The organism is Pseudomonas entomophila (assembly GCF_029193575.1).
GTDB classification, from domain to species: Bacteria; Pseudomonadota; Gammaproteobacteria; order Pseudomonadales; family Pseudomonadaceae; genus Aquipseudomonas; species Aquipseudomonas entomophila_G.
Genome location: NZ_JARGCS010000012.1, coordinates 54,747 through 66,165, shown reverse-complemented (window position 1 = coordinate 66,165; position 11,419 = coordinate 54,747). Strand labels below are relative to the sequence as shown.

Genomic DNA, 11,419 nt, shown 5'->3' with positions numbered 1-11,419 from the left:
TTGTTCTTGTAGGCAATCGGTTCAGGGCGCGAAGCGCTCGGCCAGGACGGTGCGCACCAGGGTCCTGGCCACCTCGACCACGCGCTGGACCTGCGCCTGCGCGCCCTCTTCGGCGGCCAGCCCCGGGGTCAGTTGCAGGCAGTGCAGCTCATGCCCGCACACCGAGCCGAGCCAGGCCAGGCGCACCGCGCCTTCGCTTTCCAGGTCCAGCAGGTAGCAGCGCTTGGACACCGCGCGCAGCAGGGCGCTGGCCTGGCAGTCGGTGTGGGGCTGGCCGCGCTCGGCGGCCAGCCAGTTGGCTTGCAGGGCGTCCATGTCTTGCACGTGCAGGTGCGCCACTTCGTTCCAGTCAGCGATGGCGCGGGCCAGGCCGTCGCTGACCTCAGCGCCCAGCGCGGCGCTGGAAACGATGACCACCGCCGCCTCTTGCGACGGGGTTTTCACCCACCTTGCGAACCTGGAAATCGCCAGCATCGACCGCTCCCTTCGTTGATGGAAACCGTCCTGAAACGATACCCAGCGGGCGGCGGAATTTCATACCTATTATTCGAAGGTGATTGGAAGCGAGTCCTGCTTTTGCTCAGGAAGTTGAATGTTGATCCCGCTGTGAATTAAAAAGCGAAATATTCATCCAGTTCGATTCGGCACTCGGGTGTCGCCATCGCGGGGCAAGCCCGCGCCTACGGGTGCGGCGTTGCCTTCGTGACCGGCGCGGTGCTTGCAGAAGCGGGTTTGCCCCGCGATGGGCACACTGCGCCCCCACTCCTTACCAGAGGCCTCCATGAAAGAACCCGCCAAACCCATCGAGATCAACGCCCACGAGCGCAAGATCCTGCGGGCCCTGCAGGCCAACGGCCGGATCAGCAACGCCGAGCTTGCGAAGAAAGTCGGCCTGAGCACCACGGCCTGCTGGAACCACACCAAGCGCCTGTTCGACGCGGGCGTGATCAAGGGCGTGCACGCGCAGATCGACCCCAACGTGCTGCAGCAAGGCACGGTGGTATTGATCGGCGTGGTGCTCGACCGCTCCACCCCGGAAACCTTCGCCGCCTTCGAAGCCGCCGCGCGCAACCTGCCGCAGGTGCTGGAGTGCTGGCTGGTGGCCGGTGACGTGGATTACTTCCTGAAGGTGCGCGTGCGCGACCTGCCGGCGTTCAACCACCTGCACAACACACGCATCATCGCCCTGCCCGGCGTGCGCCAGGTGCGCACGTTCTTCGTGCTCAACGAGGTGAAGTCGGATGGGTTTCTCAATATCTGAGGAGGCTGTTGCAGCTGAGGGCAGCGGTGCACCTGAGCGGGCTTGCCCCGCGATAGCCACCTTACACAGCTGGCAAACCTGCGCAGCGAACCAGAAGATTCTTCCGCTCAATCTGATCAGACGAAAACCAACACCCACAAAGGCGCCAAACACAGGAACACCTGCGCACCCACGCCCCGCAAAAGCGAAGCACATTCGCCCCTCGCCGAACCTAGGATATTCCCCGCACCGCATCGCTCTCCCTCCAACAACAAGAGACCACCATGCGCGATTCGAGACAGGGAACCTCCCACGCCCGGTTCATCCGTGAAACCCGCGGCGAAGCCACCACCACCGTCATCGCGGTCACCTCGTGCCCCGCCACCCTCGACCTTTTGCATCACGAGTTCCGCTACTTCGACGATGTCTGCATCCTGCACCTGGACGCGCTTGGCGAGCACACCACCCGGCTGGACTTCCCCGAGCATTGCCGGCCCGAGCAATTGCAGGCGCCGCGCTGCTTCCTGCTGCTCGACGAGCCGCAACGCATCAGCACCTTGGCGAAGCTCTGGCCGACCCACGCGCTACCCTGCGCACAGCCCCTGGAGCAGCCCGCGCAAGCGCTGCTGCACACCGTCGACCGGATCAAGCAAACCACCCGCGACCAGCGCCGGCGGCTTCAGGCCTGAGCGGGGGCCAGGCGCAGCCATTCCTGGATGCGCTGCACCATCGGCCCGACGCCGCGCGCCAGGTCGTCGAGGATATTGAAGTGGTCCAGGTCCAGCGCCAGCAGCTCCACCGGCACGCCACGCGCGAGGCAGGCCTGGGCGTAGTCGGTGGTCTGGCGACGGAACTCGGCCGTCTCGCGCAGCCCGTAGGGCAGCATCAGCGGCGGTAGCTGAGCGGGGATGTGCAGGATCGGGCTCAGCGCCTCGGCCGACTGCCAGGTGAAGTCCAGGGTCGCGGCCAGGAAGGTGTGCGGCAGCGGGCGCAGGTCATACACCCCGCTCACCGCGATGGCGCCCAGGTAAGGCTGGGCGGGCAAGCCGTAGTCGCCGACCCAGTCGGTGGCCAGCAGCTCGACCACGCCGTGGGCGCCCGCCGAGTGGCCCACCACGACGATGCGCTCACGGTCGATGCCGAACCGCTCGGCGTTGCGCCACAGGAAGCTGAACGCCGCGCGGTGCTGACGCACGATCTCGGCGATGGTGACCTTCGGCGCCAGGGTGTAGTTCTCCACCACCGTGACCACGCCCTGCGCGGCCAGGCCCTTGGCCACGTAGCTCCACTCCTTGCTGGTGGTCGCCCGCCAGTAGCCGCCATGCACGAAGAACACCGCCGGACGCAAGGCCTCGGGGCTGTGCTGCGGCGGGAAGAACACGTCGAAGGTCTCGTCCAGGGTCGGGCCGTAGGGCACGTCCAACTGGTTGGGCAATTCGGCGCGCGCGGCCTGGCTTTGCGCGATGAACTGCCGCACGTAGCCATCGAAATCCGCCACCGAGGCCTCGATGTCGTATTCCTCGTCGAGTTGCGCGGTGGTGGTGAAATGCTTGTAGAGAGGGGTTGTCATGCAGGCATGCTCCAGGCACGGATTCTCGGTGGCCAGCCCCATAAGCACGGGGCCGGCCGGGGGTCAGAACGGAAACACCAGCTTCAGCCAGTACGCGTCGCCTTCGGCACGGTTGCGCACGGCGCGCTCCTGTTGCCACTTGGCGGTCACGAACCAGCCCTGCGGGCTGCTGTACTTGATCGACGGGCCGATGGCGAAAGCCCGGCCCTTGTTGTCCTCGACCCGCTCGCCGCGCAGGTCGTCGTCGGTGGTCTGCCGATACACATAGCCGCCCACGCCCAGCACCCAGCCATTGCCCAGCCCCCAGCCGATGGCGTAGTCGGCATGCAGCTCCTGGCCTGAGCGGTAGTGCGTGTCGCGGTTGCGCAGGTTGAAATCGTACATGGTCTTGACGTCGACGTTCAGGCCGTTCGGGTCGATGTAGCTGAAGGCCGCCACCGGTTGCACGGTCCAGTAGTTGCGGCCGATGTTGACCAGGTCGTCGCGGTCGAAGCGCCCGGTGGGGGCGAAGAAGTCGATGCCGTAGGCGGCATGGAACTTTTCACTGTAGTGGTAGCCCAGGCCCGGGCCGAAGGTGATGTCCCCTAGCTCGCGCTTGCGCTGGCTGTCGCCACCGAGCGAGACCTTCAGGTCGACCAGCGGGACGATGGCATGGAACGCCAGGCTGCCGCCCAGCACCTTCTGCTCGGTGACCCACACGAAGCGCGGCGCGATGACGTTGGCGCGCAGGCTGAAATCCACCGGCAACTCGCGCCCGTCGTTGCCGCGCAGGCGGTCGGCGCGGTAGTGCTGGGCGTAGACGGTGCCGTACAGGCCCGGTGGCGGCATCGCCCCGGACAGGTAGTTCTCGGCACCCATCGGGTACATCGAGGCGCCGCCTTCGGTGGCGTCGGCCAACGGCGCCAGCGCGGCCAGTGAACACCCCAGCAGCAGCCGGGCGGTGAGCGGGGATGGGGTTACGGCGGTCTTGTTATTGTTCATCGTGTCTACCCATGGGTTGGCGAGGATGGCCAGGCCGGCGCCCGCGTTTCGGCGGCGCAGCCGACCTCAGGCAGGCCCGCCCTCACCTGCGGGCCTGTGTGGGAAACGCTTGGAGGAAAGGGCCTCAGGCCTGCTTGAGCAGGTCTAGGGCAACGTCGACGATCATGTCTTCCTGGCCGCCGATCATGCGGCGCCGGCCCAGCTCGACGAGGATGTCGAAGGCCGACAGGCCATAGGTCGCGGCCGCCGCCTCGGCATGGCGCAGGAAGCTCGAATAGACCCCGGCATAACCAAGCGCCAGGGTTTCCCGGTCGACCCGCACAATCCGTTCCTGCAAGGGGCGGACGATGTCTTCGGCGGCATCGATCAGCTTCTTCACGTCGCAGCCGTGGTTCAGGCCCATGCGCTCGGCGGCGGCGATGAACACCTCCAGCGGCGCATTGCCGGCCCCGGCGCCCATGCCGGTCAGGCTGGCATCGATGCGGTCGCAGCCGTGCTCCAGGGCGACCAGGCTGTTGGCCACGCCCAGGCTGAGGTTGTGGTGGGCGTGCATGCCGGTCTGGGTGGCCGGGTCGAGCGCATCCTTGAGGGCCTTGAAGCGCTCGGCGATGTCCCACATGTTCATCGCCCCGCCGGAGTCCACCACGTAGATGCACTGCGCCCCGTAGCGCTCCATCAGCTTGCCCTGGGCGGCGAGACCGGCCGGGGTCTGCATGTGGCTCATCATCAGGAAGCCCACGGTGTCCATGCCCAGCGAGCGGGCGTATTCGATGTGCTGGCGCGAGACATCGGCCTCGGTGCAGTGGGTGGCCACGCGCACGATCCGCGCGCCGGCATCGTAGGCGGCCTTGAGGTCGTGCACGGTGCCGATGCCCGGCAGCAGCAGCGTGGCGATGCGCGCGCGGCGCACCACCGCGGCCACCGCCGCGATCCACTCGAGGTCGGTATGGGCGCCGAAGCCGTAGTTGAAGCTCGACCCCTGCAGGCCGTCGCCATGGGCGACCTCGATGCTGTCGACGCCGGCTTCATCCAGGGCCTGGGCGATGCGCGCGACCTGCTCCAGGCTGTAGCGGTGACGCACGGCATGCATGCCGTCGCGCAGGGTCACGTCCGAGACGTGGATCTTCTTGTTCGTGTCGATCATCTTCACACCCCCTCGGCGGCGAACTGCGCCTGGGCAATACGTTCGGCGACGGTCAGCGCCGCGCTGGTCATGATGTCGAGGTTGCCGGCGTAGGCCGGCAGGTAGTGCCCCGCCCCTTCCACTTCGAGGAACACCGCGACCTTGATGCCGGTGCTCCAGCCCAGGCCCGGGATGTTCTGCCGGTTGTCTTCGCTGAAACGCTCGAACTGCACCTGTTGCTTGAGGCGGTAGCCCGGCACGTAGCGGTTGACCTCGGCCACCCGTTGCTCGACGGCGGCGGCGATGGCCTGGGTGTCGGCGTCCAGCGGCACGAAGCAGTACACGGTGTCGCGCATGATCAACGGCGGCTCGGCCGGGTTGAGCACGATGATCGCCTTGCCGCGGGCCGCGCCGCCGACCTCGACGATGGCGCGCGAGGTGGTCTCGGTGAACTCGTCGATGTTGGCGCGGGTGCCGGGGCCGGCGGACTTGCTGGAGATCGCCGCGACGATCTCGGCGTAGTGCACCGGCGCCACGCCCGCCACCGCATGCACGATCGGGATGGTCGCCTGGCCGCCGCAGGTGACCATGTTCAGGTTCGGCGCCTCGGCGTGCTCGGCGAAGTTCACCACCGGGATCACGTAGGGGCCGATGGCCGCCGGGGTGAGGTCGATGACCCGCACCCCATGGGCGCGCAGCTTGGCGTCGTGCACCTTGTGCGCCCCGGCGGAGGTGGCGTCGAAGGCGATGCGGATGGCCTTGAAGTTCGGCAGCGCCAGCAGGCCATCGACCCCTTCGGCGGTGGTCGGTACGCCGAAGCGCTGGGCGCGGGCCAGGCCGTCGGAGGCGGGGTCGATACCGACCATGGCACCGACTTCCAGGGTCTTGGAGTAGCGGAGGATCTTGATCATCAGGTCGGTGCCGATGTTGCCCGAGCCGATGATCGCCACGGGAATGCGCGCAGAGGACATCTGTTCTTCTCCTGTCAGGTGCAGGCCGCCACCGCGGGCCAGGCCTGCACGCCTGCGAGTGGGTTCAGCGCAGCGGCTTGTAGGCCACGGCCTTGATTTCGATGACCAGGTGCGGGTGCGGCAGCTGGTGCACGGCGACGGTGGTGCGGGTCGGCCCGTCGGCGTCGAAGAACTGCGCGTACACCTGGTTGTACTGGGAGAAGTCGTTCATGTTGACCAGGTAGCTGCACACCTCGACCACGTCCTCGAGGTCGGCGCCGACACTGCGCAGGATGTCGCGGATGTTGTTCAGCACCTCGCGGGTCTGCACTTCGATGCACGGGCGCACACGCCCGGTGGCATCCGGCTCGGCACCGGCGATGCTGTTGTCCGGGCGCCGCGAGCTGGTGCCGGAGACGAACAGGAAGTCACCGGCGCGCTTGACGTGGGGGAAGGCCCCCAGCGGCGTGGCCTTGCCCTCTACCACACGGGCGTGGGTCTGCGATTTGTCGCTCATGTGCTTACTCCTCGCGCAGCGTTTCGAACGCCACGCTTCCCAGGTTCTGGAATTCACAGCGCACCGCCACGCCCGGGCGCAGCGCCACCGCCGCGGTCGCCGCCCCGGCCAGCACCAGGCTGCCGGGCTCCAGCGCCTCGCCCTGTTGCGCGGCCAGGCGCGCCGCCGCCACCAGCGCACGCACCGGCGCGCCGAGGATAGCGGCGGTGCTGCCCATCTCCACCGCGCGACCGTCGAAGCTCATCACCAGCCCCAGGTTGCCCAGGTCGGTGTCAGGTCGCTGCCAACCGCCGACCACGAAGCCGGAGGACGACGCGTTGTCGGCCACCACGTCAGGCAGCGAGAACTTGAAGTCGCGGTAGCGCGAGTCGATCACCTCCAGCGCGGGCGCCACGGCCTCCACCGCGGCCAGGGCCTGCAAGGGCGTGACATGCCCTTCCAGGCGCTTGCCCAGCAGGAAGCACACTTCCGGCTCGACCCGTGGGTGCACGTAGCGCGACAGGGCGATGCTGCCGCCTTCCTCGATCCACATGTCCGAGGTCAGGCGGCCCCAGATCAGGTCGGACACGCCCATCTGCGCCATCTTCGCGCGGCTGGTGAAGCCCATCTTCACGCCCACCTGGCGCGCGCCGCGGGCCAGGCGCTGCTCGATCAGCAGGCGCTGCACCGCATAGGCCTGATCCAGGGTCACGGCGTCTTCGCCGGTCAGTTGCGGGGTGGCCTGGGCGAAGCGGGCAGCGTCGTCGAGGCGTTGGGCAATACGTTGAATGTTCATGCGGTTCACCTCAGCTGACGGGGTCGAAACAGGCCCGGACACTGCCCAGGCCCTGGATGCGTGCCTCGAAGACATCGCCGGGCGCTACGCTCACCATCGGCCCAAGGGCGCCGCTGAGCACCACGTCACCCGCGCGCAGCGGGGTGCCCATGTCGACCAGGGTGCGCGCCAGCCACAGCGCGGCGTTGAGCGGGTGGCCGAGGCACGCGGCACCGACCCCGAACGACACCGGCTCGCCCCGGCGCTCCATGACCATGCCGGCCAGGCGCAGGTCCAGGTCGGCGAGTTTCACGGGCCGCTGGCCGAGCACGTACAGGCCGGCCGAGGCGTTGTCGGCGATGGTGTCGAGGATGCCGATGTTCCAGTTGGCGATGCGGCTGCCGACCACTTCGATGGCCGGCAGCGCATAGGCGGTGGCGGCCAGCAGGTCGCTGAGCACGATGTGCTCGCGGTCCAGGTCGCGCTCGAGCACCAGCGCCACCTCGGCCTCGCACTTGGCCTGCATCAGCCGCGGCCAGGCGATGGCTTCGCCGTCGCTGACTTCCATGCTGTCGAACAAGGTGCCGAAGTCTGGCTGGTCGACGCCCAGTTGCTGCTGCACCGCGCGCGAGGTCAGGCCGATCTTGCGCCCGGTGATACGCCGCCCGGCGCGCACCTGGCGCTGGGTGTTGAGCTGTTGCACCACGTAGGCGTCGGCGATGCCGGCCAACTGGTCGCGGACCGGGGCCACCGGCTCGCCGCTGTTGGCCGCCTGGTCGAGCAGGTCGGCCACCTGTTGCAGTCGTTCGGTCATTGCTCGCTCTCCTGGTCGATGCGCACGCAGACGTTGGTCAGTTCCGAATAGAAGTTCAGCGAGTGCATGCCGCCCTCGCGGCCGATGCCGGACAGCCCGGCGCCACCGAAGGGTGTGCGCAGGTCGCGCATGAACCAGGTGTTGACCCAGCTGATGCCCACGCGCATGGCCTCGCTGACGCGGTGCGCGCGGCTCAGGTTGTTGGTCCACACGGTGGCGGCCAGGCCGTAGCGGGTGTCGTTGGCGCGGGCGATGACTTCACGTTCGCTGTCGAACGGCGAGACATGGCAGATCGGCCCGAAGATCTCCTCGCGCACCGAGCGGGCATCGTCCGACAGGCCGGCGATCACCGTCGGCTCGACCCACGCGCCGTTGTCGCGCGCATCGCCGAAGCGCGGCACGCCACCCCCGGCGATGAAGGTCGCGCCTTCCTGGCGGGCCAGTTCGAAATAGCTCAGCACCTTGTCGCGGTGCTTGGCGGAAATCAGCGGCCCCATCTGGGTGGCGGGGTCGTGCGGCCAGTCGACCTTCATGGCCTTGATGCGCTCGGCGATGGCGCTGCAGAAACGCTCGAACAGCGGGCGCTCGACATACACCCGCTCCGAGCACAGGCAGACCTGGCCGCTGTTGAGGAACAGCGCGCGCATCATGCCGTCGATCATCTTGTCGAAGTCGCAGTCGGCGAAGATGATCGCCGCGTTCTTGCCACCCAGCTCGAACGACACCGGCTTAACCCCTTCGGCGGCGGCGCGCATGATGGTGGTGCCGGTGCGCGATTCGCCGGTGAAGGTGATGGCGCTGATGTCCGGGTGGCGCGAGATGAACTCGCCCGCCGAATTCGGGCCGAAGCCGTGCACCAGGTTGAACACGCCCTCCGGCACGCCGGCGGCGTGCATCACCTCGGCCAGCAACGTGGCGGTGCCGGGGGTGTCTTCCGAGGGCTTGACCACCACGGCGTTGCCACAGGCCAACGCGGGCGCGACCTTCCAGGTCAGCAGCAGCAGCGGCAGGTTCCACGGCGAGATCACCCCGACCACGCCCAGGGGCTTGCGGGCGGCGTAGTTCAGCGCGTAGGCGCCGTCTGGCAAGTCCAGCCGATGGCTGTCCAGCGGCGCGGTGGCGAGGATGTCGGCGAAGGTGCGGAAGTTGGCGATGCCTCGTGGCACGTCGATCGCCGAGGCCATGGCCAGCGGCTTGCCGGTGTCGGCCATTTCAGCGGCGAGGAAGTCGGCCTGGCGGCGTTCCATCTCGTCGGCGATCCGCCGCAGCACCGCCACGCGCTCGGTGGCGCTGGTGCGGCCCCAAGCGCCAGCCACGGCGCGGTGGCCGGCCTGGACCGCTTCGTCCACCAGCGCCTGGCTCGCCTCATGCACCACGGCGACCAGGGTGCCGTCGACCGGGCTGATGTCCTCGAAGGTGCGTGGGCTCTCGACCCACTGACCATTGACGTAATTGCGATAGTGTTTCATGACTGACCTCGATGACACGGCTGACGGCGAGCCTGTGGCCGGCTCGCGTGATTGCACGCAGGCCAGGCCCGCTGAATCGCGGGCGCAGGCGTGCGCTGCTTGCGTTGCACCGGCAACGCAAACGGTCTTTGGTTAAGCAAGGTTCGATCAGCGCGCTTCAGGGCCGTGGCCACGGCCGGGTCGGCGCGCCTGGCAGGGCGGCGCTAGGGGCGGGCTCGCCCCGTCAGGGGGTGAACTCCACGACGGCGCCGCCACTGCCATACAGCGCGCCGTAGTGATGCACCCTGGCGCCCTGGAAGCGCCCGCCGAGCGCGCCGAGCAACCAGTGGAAATGCTTGAAGCCCATGTCTACCCGGGCTTCTGCGGCATAGGCCGGCAGCACCTCGCGCAAGGCCGCGACGTCACCGGCCTCGATCAGCGCCAGCACCTTGCGGTTCCAGGCGTCTTCCTCGGCATGCACGATGCGGTCGTCACCCGGCTCGATGGGCTTGGTGAACAGGCTGCCCGACAACCCGCCCACGCCCACCACCGCCACGCGCTTGCCCTGCTCGGCCGCGCAGGCCACGGCGATCGCCGCCAGCTTCTCGGTCGCGGCGGCGTCGTCGTAGAGGTTGTTCGACGCCACCACCAACGGCAGCGCCTCGCCGCCCACTCCCAGCGCGGTGCTGGCGACGATGGTGCCGGTGTCGATCGGGAAGCCCTGGTAGTCGGCGCCACGGGCCTGCACGCCCTGGGCACGGCAGGCGTCGATGCAGGCATTGGCCAACGCCACGTCGCTGTACAGGTCGTAGGGCAGCTCGCCGAATTCGTGCCAGTTTTCGTCGACGTGGATGTCTTCGCTGCGCCGACGGGTCAGCCAGATTTCATCCAGCACGGCGAACCACTGGGTGGAATAGATCAGCACCACGTCGGGCTGCGAGGCTTTCAGTGCCGCGCCTGCCTGTTGCAGGGCGTGCTGGAAGCGCTGCCAGTTGGGCACATCGGGGCACAGTTGTGGCAGCGGGCTACCGGGGACCAGGAAGGCCGATACGAGAGTCATGGTCGTTTCACCTGAGAAAAGGGGTCTGCGGGTCGGGAGGGTTCAGGCAGCCTGGGCGGCGGCGCGGGCGAGGCCGGCCTTGACCAGGTTCCATTCCATCACCGCGTTGCCGGTGCCGATCACCGTCCCATAGCCGTGCAGCTCCGCCGCCAGCTCCGGGTACTGCATGGCCGCGTGCATCCAGGTGAACGCGCCGGACTTCACCTCGGCGAAGGCCTCGTCGATGAACTGCGGCAGCAGGCGGAACACCTCTTTCATCTGCCCACGGCGCATCAGCTCGATCATGCGCATGTCCCACTGGTAGCCCAGCAGGCTCTGCGGGTGCTCCTGGGTCATGTCCTCCGGTGGCTCCGGCTCCCGGTGGAAGTGCCAGTGCGACAGGGTATTGGAGGCCAGCAGCACCGCGCGCTTGCCCGACTTGGCGATCGCCTCGCGGGTGGCCTGGCCCAGCAGGTCCATCTCCACCTGGCCTTCTTCCATGCTCAGGTAGTAGGGGGTGTTGTTGGCCGAGATCGACACCACCGGGATGTCCCACTGCGGGCGGATCATGTGCAGCGTGGTGATGGTGCCGTAGTCGACGCGAAAGCGTGGGTTGCGCATCATCTTGGTCTGCAGCCCGACCTTGCGACCCTCTTCGCAGCAGGCTTCGGCCAGTTCCACGTCGATCTTCATCGAGTAGTCGAAGCGAAACAGGTTGGGGAAGATCGGGTCGACCGAACGCCCGGCCAGGTGCTCGACACCGATGAAGTGGTGCCCCACGGAGGTGATCCAGTGCGGCGAGTGCACCAGCAGCACGTCCGGCTTCAGGGCCTCGATGCTCGCGCGTGCCCGTTCGTAGGCCCAGCGCAGTTGTTCCCAGCCGCCCTTGGAGCGCGGCTCGTTCTGGGGCGGGTTTTCCGCATAAAGCATGTGCGGCGGATGGGGGGCTAGAAAGCCGCTGATAATTTCACCGTTTGCCATGT

The 11,419-nt window shown here is 67.8% G+C and carries 13 protein-coding genes; 2 read left to right on the top strand and 11 right to left on the bottom strand.

The annotated features are described in order from the left end of the window. Positions 1-21: 21 nt before the first annotated feature. Positions 22-444, bottom strand: a complete 423-nt coding sequence (locus tag P0Y43_RS05095; protein WP_275636218.1) for a transketolase — start codon at positions 442-444, stop codon at positions 22-24. A 337-nt stretch (positions 445-781) separates the two neighbouring features. On the opposite strand from P0Y43_RS05095, the gene P0Y43_RS05090 reads away from it, so the two are divergent. Beyond that, positions 782-1,261 (top strand): Lrp/AsnC family transcriptional regulator, encoded by a 480-nt coding sequence (locus P0Y43_RS05090; protein WP_275636217.1) that lies wholly within the window; start codon positions 782-784, stop codon positions 1,259-1,261. A gap of 263 nt (positions 1,262-1,524) precedes the next feature. Further along, the gene (locus tag P0Y43_RS05085) at positions 1,525-1,929 is read left to right on the top strand and encodes a hypothetical protein (RefSeq protein ID WP_275636216.1); all 405 of its coding nucleotides are present in this window, start codon (positions 1,525-1,527) and stop codon (positions 1,927-1,929) included. Here the strand turns inward: P0Y43_RS05085 and P0Y43_RS05080 are convergent. The 10 genes from P0Y43_RS05080 to P0Y43_RS05035 form a co-directional block, all read right to left on the bottom strand. Then, on the bottom strand, positions 1,920-2,810 hold the full coding sequence (locus P0Y43_RS05080; RefSeq protein WP_275636215.1) for an alpha/beta hydrolase: 891 nt from the start codon (positions 2,808-2,810) through the stop codon (positions 1,920-1,922). The two genes, P0Y43_RS05085 and P0Y43_RS05080, sit on opposite strands and share 10 nt — an antisense overlap. Positions 2,811-2,873: 63 nt before the next feature. Further along, positions 2,874-3,791: a SphA family protein gene (locus tag P0Y43_RS05075; protein ID WP_275636214.1), complete on the bottom strand. Its 918-nt coding sequence runs from the start codon at positions 3,789-3,791 to the stop codon at positions 2,874-2,876. Between the two features lie 124 nt (positions 3,792-3,915). Next, positions 3,916-4,935 (bottom strand): 4-hydroxy-2-oxovalerate aldolase, encoded by a 1,020-nt coding sequence (gene dmpG, locus P0Y43_RS05070; RefSeq protein ID WP_275636213.1) that lies wholly within the window; start codon positions 4,933-4,935, stop codon positions 3,916-3,918. 2 nt (positions 4,936-4,937) lie between these two features. Then, positions 4,938-5,885, bottom strand: coding sequence for an acetaldehyde dehydrogenase (acetylating) (locus tag P0Y43_RS05065; RefSeq protein WP_275636212.1), 948 nt, complete (start codon positions 5,883-5,885; stop codon positions 4,938-4,940). A gap of 64 nt (positions 5,886-5,949) precedes the next feature. Continuing rightward, positions 5,950-6,381, bottom strand: coding sequence for a RidA family protein (locus P0Y43_RS05060; RefSeq protein WP_275636211.1), 432 nt, complete (start codon positions 6,379-6,381; stop codon positions 5,950-5,952). 4 nt (positions 6,382-6,385) lie between these two features. Then, positions 6,386-7,156, bottom strand: coding sequence for a 2-keto-4-pentenoate hydratase (locus P0Y43_RS05055; RefSeq protein WP_275636210.1), 771 nt, complete (start codon positions 7,154-7,156; stop codon positions 6,386-6,388). Positions 7,157-7,166: 10 nt separating this feature from the next. Further along, the gene (locus P0Y43_RS05050) at positions 7,167-7,949 is read right to left on the bottom strand and encodes a 2-keto-4-pentenoate hydratase (RefSeq protein WP_275636209.1); all 783 of its coding nucleotides are present in this window, start codon (positions 7,947-7,949) and stop codon (positions 7,167-7,169) included. Beyond that, positions 7,946-9,418 carry a 2-hydroxymuconic semialdehyde dehydrogenase gene (locus tag P0Y43_RS05045; protein ID WP_275636208.1) on the bottom strand — a complete coding sequence of 491 codons (1,473 nt, stop codon included), beginning with the start codon at positions 9,416-9,418 and terminating at the stop codon, positions 7,946-7,948. The genes P0Y43_RS05050 and P0Y43_RS05045 overlap by 4 nt, the downstream gene beginning before the upstream one ends. A 223-nt stretch (positions 9,419-9,641) precedes the next feature. Beyond that, on the bottom strand, positions 9,642-10,457 hold the full coding sequence (locus P0Y43_RS05040; protein WP_275636207.1) for a tRNA U-34 5-methylaminomethyl-2-thiouridine biosynthesis protein: 816 nt from the start codon (positions 10,455-10,457) through the stop codon (positions 9,642-9,644). 42 nt (positions 10,458-10,499) lie between these two features. Continuing rightward, positions 10,500-11,417, bottom strand: a complete 918-nt coding sequence (locus P0Y43_RS05035) for a tRNA U-34 5-methylaminomethyl-2-thiouridine biosynthesis protein (protein WP_275636206.1) — start codon at positions 11,415-11,417, stop codon at positions 10,500-10,502. Positions 11,418-11,419 lie beyond the last annotated feature (2 nt).